The sequence below is a fragment of the Exiguobacterium sp. s64 genome (assembly GCF_018618035.1).
Lineage (GTDB): Bacteria > Bacillota > Bacilli > Exiguobacteriales > Exiguobacteriaceae > Exiguobacterium > Exiguobacterium mexicanum_A.
On the sequence record NZ_JACSLH010000001.1, the window covers coordinates 514,581 to 539,663 of the forward strand.

The following is a 25,083-nucleotide window of genomic DNA, read 5'->3' on the forward strand; positions in this document are numbered from 1 at the left end:
CAACGCCCCGTTCATTCGAACGGGGCGTTGTGCGTCGTGACTTATTTCAAAGGAATCCGGTTCTCATCGAACGTGAAGCCTTCACCACCGACCTCATAGACGTGGTGGAACGTGACGAAAGCGTGCGGGTCGATCTGTTTGACGATCGTTTTCAACCGGTTCACTTCGTTCCGCCCGACGACGACGTAGAGGACTTCAAGTTCCTTGTTCGAATAGCCGCCTTTGGCGAGAAGACGGGTCGTCCCGCGGTTCATCGTGGCGTGGATGCCGTCGGCGATGGCCGTGCGATGGTCGCTGATAATCATAGCGGCTTTCCCGGCATACGTCCCTTCCTGCATCGAGTCGATGACGCGGGCCCCGATATAGACGGCGAGGAGCGTATACATCGCCTCGCGAATATCGAGATACGTCAAACTGAGGACGATGACGAAAAAGTCGAACACGAGGAACGTCTTGCCGATTGACCAGCCGACGTAACGTTGCACGAGCCGGGCAATGATGTCGACGCCTCCGGTCGTACCGCCGTTATTGAAGATGATCCCAAGACCGACACCGATGAACAGGCCGGCGAACAAACTCGCGAGCACCATGTCGTCCGTCAAATCGATGACGAGGTTTGAGTACTTGGCAATGAGGGCGTACCAGAGCGAGAAGCTGAACGTCCCGATGAGCGTGTAGATGAACGTCGTCCGCCCGAGCAGCTTATAGCTGACGAAGAAGAGCGGGATGTTGAGCGCCAAGTTCGTGATCGATGGCGACCAATCGAACAAGCCCCGCAGAATCAAGGTGATGCCTGTGAAGCCGCCTTCCGCCAAGTTGTTCTGGACGTTGAAGTGGTAGACGCCGAACGCGAAAATAAAGGAACCAATCAAAATGAAAAATATATTGCGAAACCGAATCGGTAATTGTACCGTCATCTGGTTCACCTCCCATCTAGTAGCGTACTCGAAAAACCTCTCGATTGCCTACCCTGAACATATGACAATCGAGACGGAGTCCGATATACTTTTCACAGAAGAGGTGATTTTATGAAAATAGTAGCAATTGGGGCCCATCCGGACGACATTGAGATTGGCATCGCCGGTATGACCGCCCAATGGACCGAGGACGGGGTCGAGGTCCTATACGTCGATTTGACGAGAGCCGAACTGTCATCGAACGGGGACGTCGTCACCCGGGGGAAAGAAGCCGAGATGGCCGACCGTGTGCTCGGCATCCGGCGTGTGAACCTCGGTTTTCCGGACCGGGGTTTGACAGGGGACAATGAACAAGTCGAGGCGCTCGTCCGTTTGATTCGGACCGAACGTCCGACACATGTCTTCTATCCATACGGCGTCGACCGCCATCCTGACCACGGGGCTTGCGCCCGACTCGTCGAGGAGGCGCTCTTTAACGCGGGAATCCATAAATTTATGCCGGACGTCGCCGCGTATCGACCGGCGAGCGTCTATCAATATATGATCAACGCCCATACGACGCCTGACGTCTGCATCGACATCACGGCGACGATCGAACATAAACTAAACGCTTTACGGGCTTATGCCAGTCAGTTCACACCGGTCGACGGTGTGGCGACACCGCTCACGGACGCCTATCTCGATCGGGTGTTGGCACGGGAACGGCATTTCGGCAGTTTGATCGGAACGGAGTACGCCGAAGGGCTCATGACGACCCGTCCGTACGTTGTCACGAAGGCGGGTGAGCTCGCATGAAACTTCGCATCGGGGTCCTTTGTTATCCGTCGGTCGGAGGTTCAGGCATACTCGCCACCGAGCTCGGCATGAAACTCGCCGACCGGGGGCATGACGTTCATTTCATCACGTCGAGCATCCCGTTCCGACTGAACGCCTACCATCCGAATATCACGTTCCACCAAGTCGAGATCAACCAGTACTCGGTGTTCCGCTATCCGCCGTACGACATCACGCTCGCCTCGAAAATCGCGAGCGTCATCCAGGCGTTCGGCCTTGATGTCATTCATGCCCACTACGCGGTGCCGCACGCTGTCTGTGCCGCCCTCGGGCGCGAGATGGCCGGGACGAAGACGTCAATCGTGTCGACGCTCCACGGGACCGATATCACCGTGCTTGGGGAAGACGAAGAACTCAAGCCGGCCATCCTTTATGGGTTGCGCCAATCGAACGCGATCACGGCCGTCTCGAACAGCTTGAAACAAGAGACGCTCGAGCGGATCGGGTCCGATTTGTCGATTGACGTCATCCATAACTTTATCGATGAGGCCGTCTATCAACCACAGGCCGATACATCGCTTCGCGAACGATACGGTTTATCGGAACAGGACCGGGTCGTCATCCATATCTCAAACTTCCGTCAAGTGAAGCGAATCGACCTCGTGCTCGAATCGTTCCAGCAGATGAACGTGCCGCACAAAAAACTGCTCCTCGTCGGTGACGGTCCGCTCATGGGAGCGATGCGCCGTCTCGTGAGCGAGATGGGGCTCGAAGAGCAAGTCATCTTCGCCGGGAAGCAAGAGCAAGTGGCGGCACTTCTATCGATGTGCGACGTCCATATCCTGTTGTCGGATAAAGAGGCGTTCGGCCTCGTCGCCCTCGAGGCGATGGCGACGGGTGTGCCGTCGGTCGTCAGCGATGCGGGCGGATTGCCGGAAGTCATCACCGACGGCGTAGAAGGGTTCGTCGTCAAACGCGGCGACGCGCCCGCGGCGACGAAAGCGCTCGAAGCGATCTTGCTCGACCACGAGCTCCATGCACGCTTCCGTGCGAACGGGCTCGAGCGGGCCAAACAGTTCGCCTCGGCCGATATCGTCACGGCGTATGAATCGCTTTATGAACAGGTGGTGGGACGATGACGGAATGGGAATACGCCAAACGAATCATCGAGACGATCAACGCCCACGGCGGCGAAGCGTACATCGTCGGGGGTGCCGTCCGTGACTATATGCTCGGGACGCTTCCGGATGATATCGATATCGCCACGTCGCTCTTCCCGGACGAAGTCATGCGCTTGTTCCCGAAATCGGTACCGACCGGGATTGACCACGGCACGGTGACGGTCATCCTCGACCATCATCCGTTCGAAGTGACGACGTTCCGCTCGGAAGGGACGTACTCGGACTCGAGACGACCCGACCATGTTTCGCTCGGCGTCTCGCTTGAAGAAGATATGAAACGGCGTGACTTCACCATGAACGCGATGGCGTTCCACGACGGCAACGTCGTCGACTTGTTCGGCGGACGGATGGACCTCGAGGCACGTGTCATTCGGACCGTCGGCAGCCCCTATGAACGCTTCAACGAGGACGCGCTCCGCATCATGCGGGCGTTCCGCTTCATGGCCCAACTCGATTTCCGGCTCGACGAAGACGTGCAACGGGCCTCACGCGAACTCGGCCACAAACTGCAAGACATCGCGATGGAACGGGTCGCCATCGAGTTCGAGAAGTTGATGATGGGCCCGGCATACCGAAAGGCGCTCGCGGCGATACTTGACCTCGGCATCCATCAATACTTGCCGAACGTCACGGAGACGCTCATCCGCCATGTCATCGCCGACAAGCGGACCCCGGTCGACCCGGTCGGGGGCTGGGCGTTGTTCGTCTATTATGCTGACGCCACCGATTGGCTGACACCGTGGAAACGCTCGAACGCACTGAAGCGGGAGGCGGGCGTGCTCGCGCGTCTGTTCGACAGCGGGCTCGACACGTTCACCATCTATGAGACGACGCCGGAGACGCTAGCGACATACTTGCGGATGTCCGGACGAAGCGAGACGGCCGAACAGTTGAAGCGGCAGTTGCCGATCCAGTCGCGCCGGGAACTCCGATTCGATGGTCGCGATGCGCTACATCTCGGTGCCCGGGGACCGCTCATCAAACAGCTGCTCGCCCACGTTGAGCGGCTCGTGCTCATTGGCGAGCTCGCCAATGAGCCGGAATCGTTACGAAAGGAGGCCGAACAATGGCTTCGACACGCGGAAAAGTCTTAAATCTGTTGCAGGACGGGGCCGTCTGGAGCGGTCAAGAGTTGGCCCGCCAATTAAATATTTCACGTACCGCCATTTGGAAGCATATCGAGACGTTAAAACAAGACGGGTATGCGATTGAAACGATTCCTCGAAAAGGGTATCAATTGTTCGGTCAGACCGACCGGCTCGATGAACCGGCGTTCGTATCGTTCCGAAAAGGGCGGTTCGGACAAGTCGTCCATGCGTTTGAGCAAATCGACACGACCCAACGCATCGCCCATGAATTGGCGCAAAAGGGCGTCCTCGAAGGAACGCTCGTCATCAGCGAAGAGCAGACAGCGGGCCGAGGCCAACTCGGCCGGAACTGGTATAATCCGAGCCACGTCAATATCGCGGCGAGCGTGATTTTGCGGCCGGCGTTGCCGATTCGAGACGCCTCGAAGCTGACGCTCATGGCGGCGAGCGCGTTCGCGCGCGCCGTGCACGCGCAAGGCATCCCGGCCACCATCAAATGGCCGAACGACTTGTTGCTCAACGGGAAAAAAATCGGCGGCATCTTGACCGAGATGCAGACGGAGGGTGACCGGATTCAAGCCGTCATCCTCGGCTTCGGGATGAACGTCAACAGCGAGGTCATCCCGGAAGAGCTCGCGCATCGGGCCACATCGATCAAACTCGAGACGAATCAGACGCATCGCAGAAGCGAGCTGCTTGCCAACTTACTCGCCGAGCTTGAAAGCGAATATGACTTGTTCCTTGAGTCTGGGTTCGGCCCTGTGCGCAAGCATTGGCTCGAGCATGCCGCTTATCTGAACGAATCGATCACGTTGACGGCGTCAGGTAAGCCGAGGTATGGAACGATGCGCGGTATTTCGGAAGAAGGCGCACTCCTTTTGGAACAAGAAGGAATCATCGAGCCGATTTATTCGGCGGAGATCGCAGTTTGGAATGATTGATGGAAACGGGTTCGTGGTCTATAATGAATGTGCCGGACGCTATCGCTCGCGAAGTGTACCAGTACTGCAGACCGTCACTACATTTTTTTGTCTGCCTTGATCATTTTGACAGGGACAGAAGGACACTCATCTACTTGAGATCGTTTTCGTGCGCCTTCTTACCATTCGTGTAGGAAGGCGTTTTTTGTAACCTGTCTCCACATTTAGGAGGAGAACCATATGCACACGATGACTTCGTTATTGAAGAAGATGAAGCAAGAAGAGAAATTGGTCATGTTGACGGCCTACGATTATCCGTCGGCAAAACTGGCCGAGGCAGCAGGGGTCGACATCATTTTAGTCGGGGACTCGCTCGGAATGGTCGTGCTCGGCTACGATTCGACAATCCCGGTGACGACTTCGGACATGGTCCACCATGCCAAGGCCGTGCGCCGCGGGGCGCGGAACACGTTCGTCGTCGTCGACATGCCGTTCGCGACATACCATGGCGACTTCGACCGCACGCTTCAAGCGGCCGCGACGTTATTCCAAGACGGTCAGGCCGATGCCATCAAACTTGAAGGGGCCGGCGAGGTGCTCGAAACGATCGAACGTCTGACGAAAGTCGGTATGCCGTGTGTGGCCCATCTTGGCCTCACCCCACAATCGGTCGGTGTGCTCGAAGGCTACAAAGTACAAGGGAAATCGCTCGAGGATGCCGAACAGTTGATCGCCGACAGTCTCGAGGCCGAACGGGTCGGTGCGAAGATGCTCGTTCTCGAGTGTGTGCCGCACCAATTGGCCAAAAAGATTGCCGAGGCACTTACAATCCCGGTCATCGGCATCGGTGCCGGTGCCGATGTGGATGGCCAAGTACTTGTCTATCACGATATCTTGAAATATGGCGTCGACCGTCTGCCGAAGTTCGTCGAGGCGTATGCCGATGTGAACGAAGTCGCGACGACGGCAATCCGCAATTATGTCGAGGCGACGAAAGACGGCTCGTTCCCGCTCGAACGGCACACGTTCACGATGGATGAGTCGTTGCTCGACACGCTCTACGGGGGCAAGGCATGAACATCGTCACGACACCACATGACTTACAGAAACTGTTGAACGACGCCGGGACGATCGGTTTCGTCCCGACGATGGGTTATTTGCATGAAGGGCATCTCAGTCTCGTCGAGGCGGCCAAGTCAGAGAACGACCTCGTCGTCATGAGCATCTTCGTCAACCCGACCCAGTTCGGTCCGAACGAGGACCTCGACCGCTATCCGCGTGATTTCGAGCGGGACGAGGCGCTCGCCCGCGAGGCGGGTGTCGACGTCTTGTTCTACCCGAACACGGAGACGATGTATCCGCTCGACATGGCTCGCGTCACGGTACGTACCGGCGCAGATGTCCTCTGCGGAGCGAGCCGGCCTGGTCATTTCGATGGCGTTTTGACCGTCGTGTCCAAGCTGTTCAACTTGGTCCGTCCGACGCGTGCTTATTTTGGTTTGAAGGACGCGCAACAAGTCGCCTTGATCGAAGGATACGTCCGTGACTATTTCGTCCCGGTCGAGATTCGACGCTGTCCAATCATCCGTGAAGAATCAGGTCTCGCCAAGTCGTCCCGGAACGTCTATTTGTCGGAGACGGAGAAGGCGGATGCGAGTGACATCAATCGGGCATTGGCTGAAGCAAAGGATGCGCTTGTACAAGGCAAAACGATTCAAGATGTGAAAGCACATCTCGAGGAACGTCTGAAGAACATCCCAAACAGTACGATCGACTATGTCGAGATCAAAGACTACCCGACGTTGACCGAGGTGACCTCCGCGTCGACCGAACTATTGATTGCCGTAGCGGTGCAGTTCGAACGGGCCCGCTTGATTGATAATGTGATTTGGAAGAGAGGATGAATCCAATGATTCGAACATTTATGCACGCGAAACTACACAAAGCGACCGTCACCGAGGCGAACTTGCATTACGTCGGCTCGATCACAATCGATGAAGATTTGATGGACGCGGTCGGCATCATGGAAAACGAACATGTGCACATCACGAACAACCATAACGGAGCCCGTATCGAGACGTATGTCATCAAAGGAGAACGAGGTTCGGGTGTCGTCTGTCTGAACGGTGCAGCGGCCCGTCACTTCCAAGTCGGAGATGTCGTCATCATCATGGCGTACGGCCAGATGACGGCCGAGGAAGCGAAACAGCATCGTCCGAAAGTCGCCGTCTTGAACGAACGGAACGAGATCGATCAACTTCTTTATGAAGAGATCGCCCATACGATTCTATGACACGAGCGGGGATGTCCGATAGAGGCATCCCCGTTTTTTCGTGTATCGTTCTATGGTAAGATGAGACAGACAGAAAGCACGAGCGTGCCGAAGATGGGATGGATGTTATGGACACCTATGTGATAGTGGATTTGGAGACGACTGGTCATTCCGTCAAGTCCGGCGACGAACTGATTGAATTTGCGGCGGTGGTCGTTCAAGGGAGTGAAGTGATTGAGCGCTACAGTACCTTGATTCGCCCGAGTCGCCCAATCCCGCCTTTTATCACGCAGTTGACGACGATCACGAACCAAGACGTGGCGGAAGCCCCGACGTTTGAGGAAGTGATCCCAGATATATGGAAGATGCTCGATGGGCGAATATTCGTCGCCCACAACGTGTCTTTCGATTTGAATTTTTTAAATGAAAGCCTCGAGCAAGCCGGGTATATCCCGTTCCAGGGACGGGCCATCGACACGGTCGAGCTGGCCCGGATCTTATACCCGACGCTTGAGAGCCATGCGCTCGAGTCGCTCGCCGAGACGTTTGATCTCGTGCATACTGACGCGCACCGGGCGCTCAGCGATGCGGAGGCGACGGCGGAACTGTTCATTCGTTTGATTGAACGGTTGCGCGCCTTGCCGCTCGTGACGTTACAACAGTTACGACGCCTGTCCGAGTCGTGGACGAGCAACGTCGAACCGCTCCTCGACGAGTTGATTCTTGAGGTCGGGATCCGAGCCGACGATGAGACGACGTTCGATATTCATCGGAAAATCGCACTCCGACGTCTCGTCGATACGTTCGAACCCGCTGTCGAACGCGACCCGTTCGAGCCGTTTCTTCACCGGACGATCGAAGAGACGCTTCCGGCACTATTCGGTCAATTTGAACCGCGTCAAAGCCAGTTCGAGATGATGCGACACGTCTATAAGGCGCTCGACGACGAGGCGACGCTGTTGATCGAGGCGGGTACGGGGACCGGAAAGACATTGGCGTATTTGATTCCGAGCGCACACCACGCCCTCGAGACGAAGCGCCCGGTCGTCGTCAGCACACATACGATTCAGTTGCAAGAACAGTTGTTGAATCGAGATTTACCAATCTTAAAAGCGATTTTCCCTGAAATCGAGTTCACACTTTTGAAAGGGAGACGCAACTACATCGACCTCCGAAAGTTCGAGATGATTCTCGAAGAAACGAATGACGGGCTGCTCCCGGCGATGTGCAAGGCAATGGTCCTCGTCTGGTTGACCGAGACCGAGACGGGGGACTTGGAAGAGTTGTCATTGCCCGGTGCGGCGTCACAAGGGCCGGCCTCGTTCAAACGGCTGATCCAGGCCGATGCAGCCTCTGACTTCGGTCGCTTCGACCCTTGGTATAGCCGTGACTTCTTCACCCGGGCCGTCTTGCGCTCGAAAGAGGCCGATATCATCGTGACGAACCATGCTTTGTTGTTCTCTGATTTGCAACACCAGGCTGGGATTCTCCCGACCGATACGCCACTCGTCTTGGACGAGGCGCATCAAGTCGAGGAAGTCGCGTCGCATCACTTCGGAGTCACGTTTGACGCGATTCAATTTGACCGCTTGTTCAAATGGTTCGGCTACGGTGCCGACGGCAAGTTTCATTCGCGCGTGCTCGGGCTCGCCGATTTGACGTCCGTCTCGGAAGAAGCCGAGGCGTTCAGCAAAGCGACCGATCAAGCACTCGCCCGCGTCGACGATGAGCTGAACGATTTGCTCACGGCGCTCCAGTCACTCGGGAAAAAACGGGAGCAACGTCAAACCGTCCGCTTCGAGCGGGAAGGGGAACCGTTCCGACCAATCCGTGAAGTGGCGAAACGGCTCGAAGACCGTCTGCGCACGTTACGGACGACATTGCGACAACTGCACCGTCTCCTCGATGAGCATAAAGAGCATATGACGTTCAAACAACGGGCCGTGCTCGGTGATTTGAAAGCGTTCATCGGCGACGTGCGCGATATAGAGAGCGTCCTCTACGAGACGATGCTCACGCGGGACGACGATGCCGTCAGTTGGGTTGAGCTCAATCTGGCTAATCGCAAGTTGACCTCGGTGTACACCCAGCCGGTCGAGATCGGACCGCTCCTGCATGAGCGGCTGTTCGCCAAACGGCCGACCATCCTGACGTCGGCGACGATGACCGTCTCAGGACGATTCGGCTTCATCGAGCGGCGTCTCGGACTCGATGGGGAAAACGTTCGCCGCGTCGTCCTGGCGTCACCGTTTGATTTCAAGAAGCAAGCGAAACTGTTCGTTCCGTCCGACATCCCGCTCATCAACGAAGTTCCGTTGCCGCGGTTCGTCGAGCAGATCGCGGACTCGATCGCCCAAATCGCCAACGTGACGAAAGGACGGATGCTCGTCTTGTTCACGTCGAACGAACTGTTGCGTTTGACGCACGAGGCTGTCAAAGACCAATTGGATGAGGCGTACACGCTCCTCGCCCAAGGGGTCAGCGGCGGATCGCGAAGCCGCTTGACGAAACAGTTCAAACGGATCGACCAGTCGATTTTGTTCGGAACGGCAAGTTTTTGGGAAGGGGTCGATATTCCGGGCGAGGCACTCACCTGCCTCATCATCGTCCGGCTTCCGTTCGCGCCGCCCGACCAGCCGGTCATGCAGGCTCGGTCCGAGAAGATCGAGGCGACCGGTAAATCGTCTTTCTTTGAACTATCGCTTCCGCAAGCGGTCATCCGCTTCAAGCAAGGGGTCGGTCGCCTGATCCGTTCGAAAGAGGACTACGGCGCTATCTTCGTCTTCGACCGTCGCGTCGAGACGACGCGTTACGGCAAGCAGTTCATCAATAGTCTACCGTCCGTCGATCGAATTGACGGACCGCTCGAGACCGCACTCGCTGAACTTGAGCTGTTTTTAGACGAGAAAGAGAAGACCGGGCTAGGAAATCAGAGATAACGCTAGGCATCGTGAAATTATCGCTTTATAATAATGGGTATAGTGTTTTTTGAAGGAGGAGTAATCATGAATTCGAATATTGAGACGTTGGCGACGGTTCGAATCGAGCCGACGGCAGACGTCTACAAAATCGTCGACTTGTTGAATCGTACGTTGAAGAGCCAAGATTTAATGTTCGGTCTTGCTTTAGAGAAAAAAGTGAATGATCCGAAGAAAGAAGAGATGGTGTTCACCATCTATCGGACGGAATGACACGGAAGACAAAAGTAGTGATTGCGTTCATGACGGCACTCATCGGTGTCATCATCGTATTTAGTGGCATTTATTGGTTCACGGTCGGCCACACCGAGCGGACGAAAGAGAAAATGATCGAGGAAGCGCGCGAGCGACTCGTCGACGAGCAACCGTCCGTCTCGATTGAACGGGCCGAACTGTTTAACGGGACAGAACCGTATGTCGTCTTCGAGGAGACGGATCGGGTCCAGTTCGTGCCGGTCGACGACAAGTTGCCAATCGAGACACGGGACATCGCAACGGTCGATTCAGAACAAATCTGTGCCGACTCGGTCGCAGAGACCGGCGGTACGCTCGTCAGCTGTAAATATGGCTTCGATGAACGGGCATTGATCGAAGTCGTGACAAAAGCGGGCACGTCTTACACGTACTCGTACTATACGCTCCAAGCGGGCGAATTCATTCGACGGGTCCAATTGACGGACTCGCCTTGACGAAACTAGAGGGGGATCTCAATGGAACATCTATTGGCACAACGTGTAAAGCAGTTGACACCTTCAACGACACTCGCCATCACGGCGAAAGCGAAAGCGTTAAAAGCGTCGGGTCAAGACGTGATCGGGCTAGGGGCCGGTGAGCCGGACTTCAATACGCCTGAACGCATCATCGAGGCAGCCTGTCAGGCTGCACGCGATGGCGACACGAAGTATACCCCATCTGGCGGGACGGTCGCACTCAAAGACACGATCATCGAAAAGACGAAACGCGACAGCAACTTAACGTTCACACGTCCAGAGGTCATGGTCGCTTCCGGTGCGAAACACGCCCTCTATGCGCTGTTCCAAGCGATTTTAGATGAAGGGGACGAGGTCATCATCCCGGTACCATATTGGGTCAGTTATCCGGAGCAAGTGAAGCTGGCTGATGGGGTTCCGGTCTACGTCGACACGAACGAGACGACGATGTTCAAATTGACGCCGGAGCTGCTCGAGGCGGCCATCACGGATCGGACGAAGGCGGTCATCTTGAACAGCCCATCGAACCCGACCGGCATGATTTATACAGAATCTGAACTCTCGGCGCTTGCGGACGTCGTCAAACGGCACGATCTGCTCGTCGTCAGTGACGAGATTTATGAGAAACTCGTTTACGGTGAGGCGGAGTTCGTCTCCATCGCGACGCTTCCTGACATGCGGGAACGGACGATTATCATCAACGGTGTCTCGAAGTCGCATGCGATGACGGGATGGCGCATCGGCTATGCAGTCGGTGACAAGACGATCATCGAGGCGATGACGAACCTCGCGTCGCATTCGACATCGAACCCGACGTCGATCGCGCAAGCTGCGGCGGTCGAAGCCTACAATGGGCCACAAGATGACGTCGAGATGATGCGTGTTTCGTTTGCTGAACGACTCGAGATCGTCTATGAACGACTCATTGCGATTCCAGGAATCACATGCTTGAAGCCGCAAGGCGCATTTTACTTATATGCCAACGCCAAAGAAGCGGCCACGATGAGCGGTTACGACTCGGTCGATGCGTGGTGCGAGGCCGTCCTCGGTGAGGCGTACGTCGCGCTCGTCCCGGGTTCAGGTTTTGGTCAGGACGACTACGTCCGCTTGTCATATGCAACAGAATTAAAACGAGTACTAGAAGCGCTCGATCGAGTGGAAGACTTCATTACACGTAACGCTCGATAAGCGAAAGGATGGATATGAACATGACAACTATTTCAATCAGCCAATTTAAAGACTATGAAGGCCAGACGGTCCGGGTCGGAGCTTGGATCGCCAACAAACGTTCGAGCGGAAAGATCGCGTTCCTTCAACTTCGTGACGGGAGCGGCTTCGCCCAAGCGGTCGTCGTCAAAGCCGATGTGGCCGAAGATTTGTTTGCCCTCGCCAAAGGCGTGACACAAGAAACATCGGTCTGGGTGACCGGTACCGTCAAATCGGACGGTGGTCGCACGCCGCTCGGGTTCGAACTCGAGGTGACAGACATGGAAGTGATCGCGGAATCGGTCGACTATCCGATCACACCGAAAGAGCACGGGACAGAGTTCTTGATGGACAACCGTCACCTTTGGCTCCGCTCGCGTCGTCAGCACGCGATCATGAAAGTCCGTAACGAATTGATCCGGGCGACGTACGAGTTCTACAACCAAGAAGGATTCGTGAAGATCGACCCACCAATCATCACGTCGAGCGCACCGGAAGGCACGACGGAATTGTTCGAGACAGATTATTTCGGACAGCCGGCCTACTTGTCGCAAACGGGCCAACTTTATATGGAAGCCGCAGCGATGGCACTCGGGAAAGTATTCTCGTTCGGACCGACGTTCCGGGCCGAAAAATCGAAGACGCGCCGTCACTTGATCGAATTCTGGATGATCGAGCCAGAGATGGCGTTCTTCGACCACGACATGAGCCTCGAGCTCCAAGAGCGTTACGTCTCATACATCGCCAAGTCGGCACTTGAGAACTGCCGTAACGAATTGGAACTGCTCGGACGTGACTTGTCAAAACTTGAAAAAGTTCAAGCACCGTTCCCGCGCGTCCGTTATACGGATGCGATCAAGTTCTTGAAAGAGGAAGGCTTCGACGACATCGAGTACGGTGACGATTTCGGTGCACCGCACGAGACGGCCATCGCCAACGCGCATGACCTCCCGGTGTTCATCACCCATTGGCCGAAAGACATCAAACCGTTCTACATGAAAGTCGACCCGGAGAACCCGGAACTCGTCCTTTGTGCCGATTTGATCGCGCCGGAAGGTTACGGCGAAATCATCGGTGGCTCGCAGCGTGAAGACGACTACGACCGCTTGAAAGAAGAAATCATCAAAGAAGGTCTTGACGAGACGGACGCGTACGACTGGTATCTCGAACTCCGTAAATACGGGTCGGTCCCGCATTCTGGCTTCGGCCTCGGCCTTGAGCGGACGGTTGCTTGGATTAGCGGTATCGAGCATATCCGCGAAGCGATCCCGTTCCCACGTCTCTTGAACCGCATTCACCCATAATCGCCGATCGGGGATGACTTTGTCTTCCCCGATTGATTTGTCTAGAAAGGATGTGCGACATGGATGCACATAATATAATCAAGCTGTTCGAACAAAATCCAGTCGTCGTTCCGAGGAAACTGTTCACCGAGGCACGTCGCCTCAACTTGACGCCGGTCGAGTTCAATCTCGTCATCCATCTGCTTGAAATGATCGGGGAAGGCATCGAGATGCCGCTCCCGAGTGAGCTCGGGGACCGGATGAACGTGGCCGAGAGCGAGGCCCGCGCCGTGTTGCTCGGCCTGCTCCAAAAAGAGTTGATCGCCATCGACGCGTCGGCCGAGGTCGAACGATACAGTCTGCTTCCATTGTTCTTGGCGCTCGAGGAAGGGGCGGCACCTGAAAAATCGGCCCATTCGTTGAATGAGAACATCATTCATACGTTTGAGCGCGAGTTCGGGACAATCACTCCATTCGAGATCGAGCAGATTGTCGGCTGGTTGACCGAGGACGGCTTCAGCGAAGAGCTGATCATGGCCGCGCTTCGAGAAGCGAAACTACGCAACGTACGGAACTTCAAATATATGGACAAGATCCTCCGGGTGTGGCAAGACCATAACGTCGAGTCGCTCGAGGACCTCGTCGATTATCAACGGAGGAAAAAGTGATGTTGACGAGAGCCCAATTGAACGAAGTGTCGGACGAGATGCGCCGTATGTTCCCGGACGCCCACTGTGAGTTGACGCACCGCAACCCGTTCGAGCTGGTCGTGGCCGTGGCGTTATCGGCGCAGGCGACGGATGCACTCGTCAACAAAGTGACGCCTGGTCTGTTCGAGGCCTATCCGACCGTCGAATCGATGGCCGCGGCAGACGTCGCCGACATCGAGGCGTTAATCAAGCGCATCGGTCTCTATCGGAACAAGGCGAAAAACGTGAAGGCGCTGTCGATGCAAATCGTGGAACGTCATAACGGAATCGTCCCGTCGGACCGCGAATCACTCGAGGCGTTACCTGGCGTCGGTCGTAAAACGGCGAACGTCGTCTTGTCCGTCGCGTTTCATGAACCGGCGTTCGCCGTCGACACACACGTCGAGCGCGTCTCGAAACGGCTCGGAATCTGTCGTTGGAAAGACAACGTCCGTCAAGTCGAGGACACGCTCATGAAGAAGTTCCCACGCGAAGAATGGTCTCAGCTCCATCATCAGTTCATCTTTTTTGGACGTTACCATTGTAAAGCGCAACGTCCTGCCTGCGAGACATGTCCGCTGTTGCACATGTGCCGCGAAGGCAAGAAACGAATGAAGTCCAAGCAAGCGACCGGACAATGAACAAGCGTCTTCCTGATTACAATGATCAGAAAGACGCTTTTTATACATGAGGGGGTATTTTTTGGTATACTCAATCCAGTTAGCAATCGGCAAGGAGGATGTATATGGGTGAAACCCGGATTGGAATAAAAGAAAATCAAATGAACTTTATCTTGCTCGTCGTGACGAACTTTTTCGTCGGGTCGATGGTCGGCCTCGAACGGACGATCTTGCCCATCATCGGAGAAGAGGACTTCGGTCTGGTCTCGACGAGTGCGGCACTATCGTTCATCATCAGCTTTGGGTTCTCGAAGGCTGTCGTCAATTACTTCGCAGGAGCCATCGCCGATCGATTCGGGCGCAAGAAAGTGCTCGTCTTCGTCTGGGGGATCGGGGTATTCGTCCCCGTGCTCGTCATGTTGGCCCCGGCCTGATGGATGATCATCGTGGCGAACGTCTTGCTTGGAATCAACCAAGGACTGACGTGGTCGATGACGGTCAATATGAAGATTGATTTGGCTAAACCGACGGAGCGTGGGCTCGCGGTCGGACTGAATGAATTCGCCGGTTATGTCGGTGTCGCCGTGATGGCCGCCGTCTCTGGGATGATTGCCGTCACGTACGGCAGTCGGCCGGAACCGTTTTATATCGGTGTCCTCGTCGCATTCATCGGTCTCGGGTTATCATTGTTCGTCCGCGATACGACGAATCAGGTACAGCTCCAACCGACGAGCGGGTCTGAGAAAACACGTTCTGCGAGAGACGTATTTATGACGACGACGTGGAAAGATCGCTCGCTCTCGAGTCTGACGGTGGCCGGTCTGTCGACCAATCTGAAAGACGGCATGGCATGGGGCTTGTTCCCGATTTATTTTGCCGCACAAGGGCTCAGTCTAGCTGAAGTCGGATTAATCGTGGCGGTCTATCCGGCGGCGTGGGGCTTCTTCCAACTGTTCACCGGGGTATGGAGCGATCGCATCGGACGCAAAGGATTGATTGTCGCTGGGATGTGGGTCCAGGCCGGTTCGCTTTGGGCGATTCTCGTCATGTCCGACTATTGGCAATGGGTGCTCGCCGCGGTCATGCTCGGCATCGGGACGGCAATGGTCTATCCGACGCTCCAAGCCTCGATCAGTGACGTCGCCGAGCCATATTGGCGCGCCTCAGCAATGGGCGTCTATCGGTTTTGGCGCGACAGCGGCTATGTGTTCGGGGCCATCTTTGCCGGGGTGTTGACCGACATATTGTCCATCGATTGGGCGATCGGGCTTGTGGCCGTCCTACCGTTCCTGACCGGACTCAATGCGCTCGGTCGTTTGCGGGAGACACTTCCAGGTTTGCGTTAATCAAAAAACTGCCTTGCCGAAGCTTCGGCAAGGCAGTTTTTTAATGGTTCCACGGATGGTCGCTCCATTCGCGGCGTTTTTTCGTGATCGGTACTTTTTTGAATCCCCAGTTACGGAAATCTTGGTCAGGACTTTCTTTACGAATGTAAATCTTGTCCTTGATGGCTTTGAAGATCCGGTTCTCATCCCCATAATGGACGAACCGTGGTTTCACTTCGATGACGCCGCGACGTACGCGCGAGAGCGGTAGACAGACGAGGTCAGCGATTTCAAGCCCAGACTGATAGATTGTGTTCTGTTTCTCCGAGAAGATGAAACCTTTAATCTTTTGTCGGCTCTTCTCGACGTCGAGATGGACCGTCCCTGAATTGAAGATATCGAAGAACGCTTTTTGGATGAGCAAGTTTTGATAGTCGTCTCGCGACTCCAAGACGACACGGGCGCTGACCGCTTCCGTCTCTTCTAAGAATGCATAAAACGATTTCATCAAGTGGGCGAAGGCGACGACGTACGGGTCTTTCGGCGTTGAATAGAAGTCGTGAAGTTTTTGTTTATCGACCTCGACGCTAATGATTGTACAGTTGATATCGCGTAGGAAGTCCGGCAATTTGTTCCAAAAGTCACGAAGCATATCGATCGTGATGCCATCCTCTTTTCCATACGGATGCTCGGCCTTTAAAATCTCTTTTAAATGGAGCGGAATATTCTCCGTCTTGAACACGTCGCGTTTGAAGGCATGTAACCGGCGCTTCAACTCGCACGGCATCCCGGCCTCGTCGGCATCGATTGCATATTTGTATTCCATCAATACGCCGGTGAGGTTGAACTGGGTATTTCCTTTTGGCGTGCCCGTCTCATCGACGAACATGACATACTTCTTTTGTGTTTCCATCTTACTCCTCCAACCATGGCTCAACTATTTATCCAAGCGAGCCTGCTAATTGTTTTCCAACCTTGGTTTACATTGCTTATTGCGCACTTTTTCAAACTTACGTCAATCTGCGTTTAATCTGTCTTGATTATGGCTAATAAGTAGAAGACTTATTTCAGAAAAATAAATAGCTCTTCCGTAACAAGGTCGTGTCAATTTGACTACACAATGAACTACCTACTAGTTTAACATACGGGAGTTTGGTACGATATGGATTGCGGAAAATCCACACAGGAGTCGAGCGACAGAACTCGACAATCAGACTTCAGACGGAAGGAACGGCTGGACCAACCTGTTAAACTAGAGACTAGGGGTGACGACATTGTTCCAATATCCGAACGGGAAAAAGCCGAAACCTGCGGCAACGCCGGTCCGCTCTAATCCGCAGACGTATGCGAATCGAGGCATGAACCTTGAGACGCTGCTGAACGACACAAATGAGTTTTACCGACTTCATGGACGAGCGGTCATCCATAAGAAGCCGACACCGCTGCAAATCGTGAAAGTCGATTACCCGAAACGGAGCGCGGCGAAAGTGACCGAGGCGTATTTCAAGCAAGCGTCGACGACCGATTATAACGGGGTGTATCGCGGGAAGTACATCGATTTCGAGGCGAAAGAGACGAACAATAAGACGTCATTTCCACTCGGAAACTTCCACGACCACCAAATCAACCACATGCGTGAGTGCGAGCGGCATGGAGGGGTTTGTTTTGTCATCATTCGGTTTAGCCGCTATAATACGCAATATGTGTTATCAACGGAGCAATTATTAGTTTGGTGGGAACAGCGCGAATCGGGACGGAAGTCGATTCCGCTCTCCTATATCGAGCAAGAAGCAATTGAAGTTCCAACCCGGGCGATGCCCGCCGTCGATTATTTGACGGCGATTGAGGCGTGGCTCGATTGAAATAGAAGGAGTGAAGCGTGAATGGAACGAAGTCGGATGGCACGTCGACAAGATACGACGAGTAATAAACGTAAACCAGCGGCCAAGAAGCCGAAACAAAAAACGAAGAAGTCGAAGTTTCGACGCATTTTAACGATTTTAGGGATTTTATTCATTATCGGCGTCATCGCCGGTGCCGCATACACTGCGTATGCGATCGCGACGGCACCGCCGCTCGATGAAGAGAAGTTGGTCGATACGTATCCGATTCAACTATTATCAGCTGAAGGCGAACCGCTCGAAGGAAGCGGACAAATTCGGGAGTACGTCTCCATCGATGAAATTTCAGAAGTGATGCAACAAGCGGTCATCTCGATCGAGGACCGTCGCTTCTATGAACATAACGGGATTGACTTGCGCCGTATCGGCGGCGCCGTAGTCGCGAACTTGACGGACGGCTTCGGGGCCGAAGGTGGTTCGACGATCACGCAACAGCTCGTCAAACAATCGTTCTTGTCGACCGACAAGAAATTGAAGCGGAAGCTGCAAGAACAGTGGCTCGCCATCAAACTTGAGCGCGAGTACACGAAAGAGCAGATTCTCGAGATGTACTTGAATAAGAACTATTACGGTACAGGCGGATATGGTGTCCAAACGGCATCGAAACGCTACTTCAATAAGCCGGTCTCAGAAGTGAATTACCAAGAGGCGGCTATTTTGGCGGGTCTCCCGCAACGTCCGAGTGCCTATGACCCGATCAACGGGGACCAGGAACTGACGCGTTATCGTCAAGAGCAAGTGCTCTCAGCGATGAAGCGTGACGGTCATATCACGGAAGAAGAATACAACCAGGCGCTCGACGTCGAGATCGCGGACGTCATCTCGCCAGGTGAAGAAACAGAAGAAGAGACGTACACGCGCTCTATTTACGCTCGCGTCCAAGCCGAGCTCGAGGAAGACTACGGTCTCGAGCAGGCCGACATTTACGGGACGGGCTTGAAAGTGTACACATCAATCAATAAAGATTTGCATACGAAGTTCAATAGCGATATTAAGAACGATAACGTCAATCTTCAGACTGAGAAGTTCCCAGAAGACCTTCTCATGGGAGCGACCGTGTTGAACACGAAGACGGGTGAAATTGTCGCCGTTATCGACAGTCAGCAAGCGAAACAGGGCGATAAGAACTATCGCGACTATTCGCGCGAGAAACGTCAAATCGGGTCGACGGCGAAACCGTTCTTCGATTACGGTCCGGGGATTGAGAACGCGCAGTGGTCGACTGGGAAAATTTTGATGGATGAACCGTTTGGTGAAGATGAATTCAATCCAGGAAACTATTACACAGGGTATCGCGGCGCCAATACGATGCGTTATTACTTGACGGTTTCCGGGAACACTCCGGCCGTCCGTGCCTTCTATGAAGTACAGGAAGAGTTCGGTTCGGAGGCGATCGAATCGTTCGTCGAGAACGTCGGCATCGAGCCGGCGCGTGCGGGTGACGAGATGTTACCTGCGAACAGTCTCGGTGTAGCAGAAGCGAGCACGACGCAAATGGCGGCCGCTTATGCGGCGCTCGGGACGAACGGGATGTACACGAAGCCGCACTTGATCCAAAAAATCGAGTTCAACGACGGCTCGACGATTAACTCACCAATCAAAGCGAAGCAGGCGATGGAAGACTATACGGCCTACATGTTGACTGACATGCTCCGTGACGTGGTTAACACGTCAACTGGTACGTATGTGCCTGAACCTTTCCCTTATGACGTCGCCGGGAAGACCGGGACGACGAACGATAAAGATAAAAATCCAAACGATAAGTGGTTCACTGGTTATACGACCGATTACTCAATTTCGGTATGGACCGGAAAAGCACCAGGAGCTGATAAGGATGCGCTTGCTGAAGACCACGCTCAGTTCTACTTTGACTATATGATGCAAGAAGTAACGAAAGCGACGGGTCAACCGGATCGCTTCCAGCAACCGGAATCGGTGCTCTCGCTCGGAAACGAGTTGTACGTCAAAGGAACGAAACCAAAAGACTTGCAGCCGGACAAACTCGCTGCGCCGACCGGCGCATCGATTGACTACGATGTGCCAGGCGAGACAGGTACGCTCTCGTGGTCATACGACAAGCAAGCAGTCGAAGCAGCTGGTTACCAAGGACTTTCGTTCACCGTGACGGAGACACGTCCGGACGGTAGCGAGCGTGTCGTCGGGACGACCGAAGACACGAGCATCGCCATTTCTGGCCTCGGTGAAGGGGAGACGACGTTCACGATTGTCGCCAACGCGACGAACGCGCTCGTCGGCGATCAACAGTCGAGCCCGCTCCAAACTTCCTACACGGTCGAACGGAGCGAGGAGCCTGCTGCCGAAGAGGAAGAAGAGCCAGCCACGGAAGAGACGCCTCCTGAAGAAGAAGGCGAGCAAACCGATGGTGAGAGCAACGAGAACAATGGCAATAACGAAAACAATGAGAATAACGGAAACGACAACAACACCGAAGACGAGAACACGGAAGAACCGACCGAAGAAGAACCGACAACCGATGAGACAGACGGGGAGTCGGATTCGGAGGGGGACGTCAGCCGTCAATCGACGTCAGACTCGGATGACCGTAACAACGGCAACGGGAATGGCAACGGTGGTCGTGACTAATCTGACTCACAGGAAACAGGGCGACATCAGCGCCCTGTTTTTCTGTTTCGTTTGCTATAATGAAAAGAAAGCGAATAGGATGGTGACACATGGTACAACTCTCATTGAAACGTAAGATGAAAGTATTGTTTGTGATCGACCGACTGCAAGAGGATGATTTTGGCATCCCGTTACATGGCGTCAATGGCTTGAAGATGGGCCGATTGCTCCTCGAGGAATCGATTCCGTTCGGACGCTTGATTGATGATCAAGCCGTGGCCGAGGCCAGTGGCCATCCCTATTTGAAACGAATCGGCGTTGAGACGATGTTTCTCGGCGACGAGTCATATTACCCTGAACTTCTGCGGGGCAAGCGCCAAGCGCTCGCGACGCATGAAGATTATCATAAAGCGGTGCAGCGTTACACGAAGCATTTACAAGCGGTCCACTCGAAGTGCACGAAGCTACATACCATCGTCTTGTTCGGACGGTCGACGCAACGGTTGTTTGACGATGCGATCACGCGTCTCGAAGTAGAGAATGAGCATGTCGCCGATTCGTTCAAAGCGATGGACGTGCTCCGTTTGCCGGCCGTCCACCGGCTCGTACATGACGAACGGATCAGCCAAGTCAAGGTTGTCGTGGAACGTCTTGCACCTTCGAAATCGTAAAGAAGGTGAACTCTATGCGGAAAAAATGTTCCGTGGAAGAAATGATTCAGACGCTCAAGACCGACCCGGGTTTCTCGGGCAACGTGACGCATTGGCACACGGTCGAGGCGAAGCCGGCCCGGTATGCGCCGATTCCATCGAGCGTTCCGCCAGATCTCGTCCGGGTGCTCCATGGCCGTGGAATCGAACAACTGTACACCCATCAGGCCGAAGCAATCGAGCAGACGTCTCGAGGCAACTCGACGGTCATCGTCACCCCGACCGCTTCCGGGAAGACGCTCTGTTACAATCTGCCGGTTTTATCGAAAATGATTGAACAACCGAATGCCCGGGCGCTCTACTTGTACCCGACGAAAGCGCTCGCCCAAGACCAAAACAGTGATTTGATGGAGATGGTCGAGGCGCTCGAAGGTGACCTCCGCTGTTTCACTTACGATGGGGACACGGCGCCAGCGGCTCGTACGAAAGTACGGGACGCCGGCAATATCGTCATCACGAATCCCGATATGCTTCACTCTGGAATCTTGCCGCATCATACGAAATGGATTCGCTTGTTCGAGAACTTGGAATATATCGTCGTCGACGAGTTGCACACGTACCGAGGGGTATTCGGCAGCCACGTCGCCAACGTGTTTCGTCGTTTGAAACGGATCTGTGCCTATTATGGGAGCCATCCGAAATGGATCATGACGTCAGCGACGATTGCCAACCCGGTCGAGCTGGCTGAACTGTTGACCGAAGAGGACGTCGTCCTTGTCGACAACAACGGGGCGCCCCAAGGGAAGAAACATTTGATTTTCTACAATCCGCCCGTCGTCAATGAGGCGCTCGGGATTCGTCGGAGCGCCACGCTCGAGACGAAGCGGATCGCCTCAAAGCTCGTCGAAGCGGACATTCAGACGATCGTCTTCGCCCGCTCTCGGGTACGGGTCGAGGTGTTATTGACGTATTTACAAGAACTGACGCGGCGCGAGCTCGGACCAAAATCGATCGTTGGCTATCGGGGCGGCTACTTACCGTCGGAGCGTCGTGAAATCGAGCGTCGGCTCCGTAACGGTGAGATTAAAGCTGTCGTCTCGACGAATGCGCTTGAACTCGGCGTCGATATCGGCCAGTTGCAGGCGTGTGTCTTGAACGGCTATCCGGGCACGGTCGCCTCGATGTGGCAACAAGCGGGCCGGGCCGGACGCCGTCATTCCGAGGCGCTCGTCATTTTTGTCGCCTCGTCTTCTTCGCTCGATCAACTCGTCGTCGAACAGCCCGATTTGATTTTAGACCGGTCTCCGGAAGCGGCTCGTCTCGACCCGAACAATTTAATCATTCTCGTTGACCATATGAAATGTGCCGCCTTCGAACTGCCTTTCTCAAAAGGGGAACGATTCGGCACGGTCGAGACGGAAGAAATTCTCGATTTCTTGACGGACGCCCACATCTTGCATGAACGGGCCAATAAATATTATTGGATGACGGACGCATTCCCGGCTCATGACATCTCGCTGCGGACGAGTGACCAAGAGAATGTCGTCATCGTCGACCAGACCGCGAAAAACCAGGTCATCGGAGAGATGGATACGTTCAGCGCGATGACGTTACTGCATGACGAGGCCATCTATTTACATGGGGCCGAGCAATATCAAGTCGAACGACTCGACTTTGAAGAGAAGAAAGCTTACGTCCGACGTGTCGACGTCGACTACTATACGGACGCCAATTTGGCGGTCGAACTGAAAGTGTTGGAAGAGAACAAGACGACCGGCGTGAAGACGTTCGGTGAAGTATCGGTCATCGCGATGGCGACACTATTTAAGAAAATCAAGTTCGGGACGCACGAGAATATCGGTTCCGGACCGATTCATTTGCCGGAACGAGAACTGCACACGACGGCGACGTGGTTCACGCTCGACGAACGGTTCGCCTACTCGGAGGCCGACATGGAAGATCAGCTCGAAGCGGTCAGTGATCTCTTGCGGCGGCTCGCCCCGCTCTATTTAATGTGTGACACGCTCGACTTGTTCACGACGATTCAAATGAAAGCGACCCATACGAACAAACCGACCGTCTATTTATACGACCGCTACCCAGGCGGAATCGGGCTGAGCGAGGCGCTTTATCGCGACGCCGATGAGGTCTTGGATGCAGCCATCCGTACGGTCGAGGACTGTCCGTGTGAGAGCGGCTGTCCGCGGTGCGTCGGCATGATTGGGTACGGTGATTTCAAACAGCAGGTCGTCCAGCAGTTGCATGCATTGAAAGGATCGATATGAAAGCAAAACTATCACGACTCATCAAAACGAATGAACCGAAACAAACGGCCGTGACGCCGGACGACGTCGAACAAGCAAAATGGCGGGCCCGGGGTGGAGAAATCATGACGTTCGAACAAGAGTGGTGTGTCCGCTTGAAGCAGATTTATCCGCTCGACGAGACGTACCACGACTTTACGTTCGGAGAGGCGAAAGCCTCACTCGCGACATCGACCCATCCCTTTTTCCAAGTCGATGTCCCGTCCGAGCAGGTGTTGTTCATGGATACCGAGACGACTGGGCTCCGTGGATCGGGGACCTCGATCTTTTTGATCGGATTCGCGCGTTTCCAAGGAGACCATCTCGAGATGATCCAATACGTGTTGCCTCATCCCGCGTTCGAGACGGCATTTTATTATCACTTCTTGAACGACATCGGCGACGAGGTCCGTTTCGTGACGTATAACGGAAAATCGTTCGACTGGCCCCAAATCAAGACACGGCACACGTTCGTCCGCTCGAAAGTCAAAGCGTTACCGGCCGTCGGCCATGTCGATTTGTTGCATGCCTCACGGCGATTGCTGAAACCGACGCTCGAATCGGTATCGCTCAAGGCGGTCGAGGCCCATTTCGGCCACGCCCGGACGGACGACTTGCCCGGCTTCTTGGCACCGATGCACTATTTCCAATATGTGAAGGACCGGGAACCGGATATTTTACAGCCGGTCATCGAACACCATCATGCCGACTGTCTAAGCCTCGTCTCGCTCTACAAACGGCTCTGTCATCTCGTCGAAGCCGACGAGACGCCATTTGGTGAAGAACGGGCGCACTGGTTGAACGACCTCGGCAACGCCGAGGCGGCGCTTCAAGAGTACGAGCGGCTCGAACAGCCGACGAAGCGGGCCTTGATGCGTCAAGCGCTCCTGTTAAAACGGACCGGTCAGATGGAGCAGGCGTTGCCGCTGTTCGAACAAGTCGGTACGGTCGAGGCGCTCGTCGAATTGGCGAAATACGCCGAACATCGCGAAAAAGACATCAATCGGGCCATCATCTATACCGAACAGGCCATCGCTTTGGCGGAACGGAAAGAGACGGTGCTTCGACAGACCGCTTTGACCGAGATGCGGGCGCTTCGGCACCGGATGAACCGGCTAGAAAGGAAGCAGTCATGAAAGTTGTCGCCATCACAGGATACCGGCCGCATGAACTCGGCATCTTCAAAGCCGACCATCCCGGTATCGGCATCATCAAGGAAGCGTATGAGCGAAAAATTGTCGAAGCCATCGAGCTCGGAGCCGAATGGTTCATTTTTAGTGGCACGAACGGTTGTGAATTATGGGCTGGAGAAGTATTGTTAGAGTTAAGAGAAACTTATCCAATCAAAATCGCCGTATTTCCACCTTTTTTACAGATGGAAGAGAAGTATAAGCCGTACGAGCAAGAATTGTTCATTCGTTTGCAGCTCGAGGCCGACTTTTTTGAAGCGCTGACCCAGCGTCCTTACGAGGACCCGAGCCAGTTGCGGGCAAAAACTGCCTTCTTTTTAGACAAAGCAGCAGGATTAATCACACTGTATGACGAAGAGACGGGAGGAAGCCCACGCTTTCTCGTCGAAGGGGCTAAACGAAAACACCAGATGGAGTTATTCTTGATCACACAGGAAGAATTACGCGTGATTGAAGAAGAAAAACAATGGGAACAACATTGGGAGTGAAAATG

22 protein-coding genes and 1 pseudogene are annotated in these 25,083 nt (G+C 54.5%); 21 read left to right on the forward strand and 2 right to left on the reverse strand.

Annotation, left to right across the window (positions count from 1 at the left end):
• Window positions 1–41: 41 nt before the first annotated feature.
• Entirely contained in the window at window positions 42–917 is an 876-nt protein-coding gene (locus tag KNP64_RS02655) for a YitT family protein (RefSeq protein WP_138859556.1), read from the reverse strand.
• Between the two features lie 111 nt (window positions 918–1,028).
• On the opposite strand from KNP64_RS02655, the gene bshB1 reads away from it, so the two are divergent.
• The 15 genes and pseudogenes from bshB1 (at window position 1,029) to KNP64_RS02730 (ending at window position 15,984) form a co-directional block, all read left to right on the forward strand.
• Entirely contained in the window at window positions 1,029–1,712 is a 684-nt protein-coding gene (gene bshB1, locus KNP64_RS02660; RefSeq protein ID WP_214791482.1) for a bacillithiol biosynthesis deacetylase BshB1, read from the forward strand.
• On the forward strand, window positions 1,709–2,830 hold the full coding sequence (gene bshA / locus KNP64_RS02665) for an N-acetyl-alpha-D-glucosaminyl L-malate synthase BshA (protein ID WP_214763917.1): 1,122 nt from the start codon (window positions 1,709–1,711) through the stop codon (window positions 2,828–2,830). The genes bshB1 and bshA overlap by 4 nt, the downstream gene beginning before the upstream one ends.
• A complete protein-coding gene (locus KNP64_RS02670) occupies window positions 2,827–3,966 on the forward strand; it encodes a CCA tRNA nucleotidyltransferase (protein ID WP_138859553.1) in 1,140 nt (379 codons plus the stop codon). Before bshA ends, KNP64_RS02670 begins: the two co-directional genes overlap by 4 nt.
• Window positions 3,939–4,901, forward strand: a complete 963-nt coding sequence (locus tag KNP64_RS02675) for a biotin--[acetyl-CoA-carboxylase] ligase (protein WP_214791480.1) — start codon at window positions 3,939–3,941, stop codon at window positions 4,899–4,901. The genes KNP64_RS02670 and KNP64_RS02675 overlap by 28 nt, the downstream gene beginning before the upstream one ends.
• Before the next feature lie 219 nt (window positions 4,902–5,120).
• A complete protein-coding gene (gene panB / locus KNP64_RS02680) occupies window positions 5,121–5,957 on the forward strand; it encodes a 3-methyl-2-oxobutanoate hydroxymethyltransferase (protein ID WP_138859551.1) in 837 nt (278 codons plus the stop codon).
• Complete coding sequence (panC, locus tag KNP64_RS02685) at window positions 5,954–6,784, forward strand: pantoate--beta-alanine ligase (RefSeq protein ID WP_138859550.1); 831 nt, start codon at window positions 5,954–5,956, stop codon at window positions 6,782–6,784. Before panB ends, panC begins: the two co-directional genes overlap by 4 nt.
• Before the next feature lie 5 nt (window positions 6,785–6,789).
• A complete protein-coding gene (panD, locus tag KNP64_RS02690) occupies window positions 6,790–7,173 on the forward strand; it encodes an aspartate 1-decarboxylase (RefSeq protein ID WP_021067221.1) in 384 nt (127 codons plus the stop codon).
• Between the two features lie 107 nt (window positions 7,174–7,280).
• Window positions 7,281–10,091 (forward strand): ATP-dependent DNA helicase DinG, encoded by a 2,811-nt coding sequence (gene dinG, locus KNP64_RS02695; RefSeq protein ID WP_214763920.1) that lies wholly within the window; start codon window positions 7,281–7,283, stop codon window positions 10,089–10,091.
• 66 nt (window positions 10,092–10,157) lie between these two features.
• Window positions 10,158–10,343 carry a YpmA family protein gene (locus tag KNP64_RS02700; RefSeq protein WP_016509977.1) on the forward strand — a complete coding sequence of 62 codons (186 nt, stop codon included), beginning with the start codon at window positions 10,158–10,160 and terminating at the stop codon, window positions 10,341–10,343.
• Window positions 10,344–10,360: 17 nt separating this feature from the next.
• Window positions 10,361–10,819, forward strand: a complete 459-nt coding sequence (locus tag KNP64_RS02705; RefSeq protein WP_308162256.1) for a hypothetical protein — start codon at window positions 10,361–10,363, stop codon at window positions 10,817–10,819.
• Window positions 10,820–10,840: 21 nt separating this feature from the next.
• Window positions 10,841–12,028 carry a pyridoxal phosphate-dependent aminotransferase gene (locus tag KNP64_RS02710; protein ID WP_214791478.1) on the forward strand — a complete coding sequence of 396 codons (1,188 nt, stop codon included), beginning with the start codon at window positions 10,841–10,843 and terminating at the stop codon, window positions 12,026–12,028.
• Window positions 12,029–12,048: 20 nt separating this feature from the next.
• Window positions 12,049–13,350 carry an asparagine--tRNA ligase gene (asnS, locus tag KNP64_RS02715; protein WP_034777348.1) on the forward strand — a complete coding sequence of 434 codons (1,302 nt, stop codon included), beginning with the start codon at window positions 12,049–12,051 and terminating at the stop codon, window positions 13,348–13,350.
• Between the two features lie 59 nt (window positions 13,351–13,409).
• On the forward strand, window positions 13,410–13,997 hold the full coding sequence (locus KNP64_RS02720) for a DnaD domain-containing protein (RefSeq protein WP_034777350.1): 588 nt from the start codon (window positions 13,410–13,412) through the stop codon (window positions 13,995–13,997).
• Window positions 13,997–14,659 (forward strand): endonuclease III, encoded by a 663-nt coding sequence (nth, locus tag KNP64_RS02725; RefSeq protein WP_034777352.1) that lies wholly within the window; start codon window positions 13,997–13,999, stop codon window positions 14,657–14,659. The genes KNP64_RS02720 and nth overlap by 1 nt, the downstream gene beginning before the upstream one ends.
• 104 nt (window positions 14,660–14,763) lie before the next feature.
• Window positions 14,764–15,984 (forward strand): annotated as a pseudogene (locus KNP64_RS02730) (MFS transporter).
• Between the two features lie 40 nt (window positions 15,985–16,024).
• Here KNP64_RS02730 and KNP64_RS02735 read toward each other — a convergent pair.
• A complete protein-coding gene (locus KNP64_RS02735; RefSeq protein ID WP_034777355.1) occupies window positions 16,025–16,876 on the reverse strand; it encodes a DUF3800 domain-containing protein in 852 nt (283 codons plus the stop codon).
• 352 nt (window positions 16,877–17,228) lie between these two features.
• On the opposite strand from KNP64_RS02735, the gene recU reads away from it, so the two are divergent.
• From recU to KNP64_RS02765, 6 genes are all read left to right on the forward strand, one after another.
• The gene (gene recU / locus KNP64_RS02740; RefSeq protein WP_214710968.1) at window positions 17,229–17,825 is read left to right on the forward strand and encodes a Holliday junction resolvase RecU; all 597 of its coding nucleotides are present in this window, start codon (window positions 17,229–17,231) and stop codon (window positions 17,823–17,825) included.
• Window positions 17,826–17,846: 21 nt separating this feature from the next.
• Window positions 17,847–20,468 (forward strand): transglycosylase domain-containing protein, encoded by a 2,622-nt coding sequence (locus tag KNP64_RS02745; RefSeq protein WP_214791476.1) that lies wholly within the window; start codon window positions 17,847–17,849, stop codon window positions 20,466–20,468.
• A gap of 89 nt (window positions 20,469–20,557) precedes the next feature.
• Window positions 20,558–21,118: a hypothetical protein gene (locus tag KNP64_RS02750; protein ID WP_251126253.1), complete on the forward strand. Its 561-nt coding sequence runs from the start codon at window positions 20,558–20,560 to the stop codon at window positions 21,116–21,118.
• A 14-nt stretch (window positions 21,119–21,132) separates the two neighbouring features.
• Window positions 21,133–23,382 carry a DEAD/DEAH box helicase gene (locus tag KNP64_RS02755; RefSeq protein WP_138859543.1) on the forward strand — a complete coding sequence of 750 codons (2,250 nt, stop codon included), beginning with the start codon at window positions 21,133–21,135 and terminating at the stop codon, window positions 23,380–23,382.
• The gene (locus tag KNP64_RS02760) at window positions 23,379–24,536 is read left to right on the forward strand and encodes a ribonuclease H-like domain-containing protein (RefSeq protein WP_214791474.1); all 1,158 of its coding nucleotides are present in this window, start codon (window positions 23,379–23,381) and stop codon (window positions 24,534–24,536) included. Before KNP64_RS02755 ends, KNP64_RS02760 begins: the two co-directional genes overlap by 4 nt.
• A complete protein-coding gene (locus KNP64_RS02765) occupies window positions 24,533–25,078 on the forward strand; it encodes an SLOG family protein (protein WP_034777364.1) in 546 nt (181 codons plus the stop codon). Before KNP64_RS02760 ends, KNP64_RS02765 begins: the two co-directional genes overlap by 4 nt.
• The last annotated feature ends 5 nt before the right edge of the window (window positions 25,079–25,083 follow it).

Coding starts and splice junctions, on each gene's coding strand:
- KNP64_RS02655 (WP_138859556.1), bottom strand. CDS start 917: ATGACGGTACAATTACCGATTCGGTTTCGCAATATATTTTTCATTTTG.
- bshB1 (WP_214791482.1), top strand. CDS start 1,029: ATGAAAATAGTAGCAATTGGGGCCCATCCGGACGACATTGAGATTGGC.
- bshA (WP_214763917.1), top strand. CDS start 1,709: ATGAAACTTCGCATCGGGGTCCTTTGTTATCCGTCGGTCGGAGGTTCA.
- KNP64_RS02670 (WP_138859553.1), top strand. CDS start 2,827: ATGACGGAATGGGAATACGCCAAACGAATCATCGAGACGATCAACGCC.
- KNP64_RS02675 (WP_214791480.1), top strand. CDS start 3,939: ATGGCTTCGACACGCGGAAAAGTCTTAAATCTGTTGCAGGACGGGGCC.
- panB (WP_138859551.1), top strand. CDS start 5,121: ATGCACACGATGACTTCGTTATTGAAGAAGATGAAGCAAGAAGAGAAA.
- panC (WP_138859550.1), top strand. CDS start 5,954: ATGAACATCGTCACGACACCACATGACTTACAGAAACTGTTGAACGAC.
- panD (WP_021067221.1), top strand. CDS start 6,790: ATGATTCGAACATTTATGCACGCGAAACTACACAAAGCGACCGTCACC.
- dinG (WP_214763920.1), top strand. CDS start 7,281: ATGGACACCTATGTGATAGTGGATTTGGAGACGACTGGTCATTCCGTC.
- KNP64_RS02700 (WP_016509977.1), top strand. CDS start 10,158: ATGAATTCGAATATTGAGACGTTGGCGACGGTTCGAATCGAGCCGACG.
- KNP64_RS02710 (WP_214791478.1), top strand. CDS start 10,841: ATGGAACATCTATTGGCACAACGTGTAAAGCAGTTGACACCTTCAACG.
- asnS (WP_034777348.1), top strand. CDS start 12,049: ATGACAACTATTTCAATCAGCCAATTTAAAGACTATGAAGGCCAGACG.
- KNP64_RS02720 (WP_034777350.1), top strand. CDS start 13,410: ATGGATGCACATAATATAATCAAGCTGTTCGAACAAAATCCAGTCGTC.
- nth (WP_034777352.1), top strand. CDS start 13,997: ATGTTGACGAGAGCCCAATTGAACGAAGTGTCGGACGAGATGCGCCGT.
- KNP64_RS02735 (WP_034777355.1), bottom strand. CDS start 16,876: ATGGAAACACAAAAGAAGTATGTCATGTTCGTCGATGAGACGGGCACG.
- KNP64_RS02745 (WP_214791476.1), top strand. CDS start 17,847: ATGGAACGAAGTCGGATGGCACGTCGACAAGATACGACGAGTAATAAA.
- KNP64_RS02750 (WP_251126253.1), top strand. CDS start 20,558: ATGGTACAACTCTCATTGAAACGTAAGATGAAAGTATTGTTTGTGATC.
- KNP64_RS02755 (WP_138859543.1), top strand. CDS start 21,133: ATGCGGAAAAAATGTTCCGTGGAAGAAATGATTCAGACGCTCAAGACC.
- KNP64_RS02760 (WP_214791474.1), top strand. CDS start 23,379: ATGAAAGCAAAACTATCACGACTCATCAAAACGAATGAACCGAAACAA.
- KNP64_RS02765 (WP_034777364.1), top strand. CDS start 24,533: ATGAAAGTTGTCGCCATCACAGGATACCGGCCGCATGAACTCGGCATC.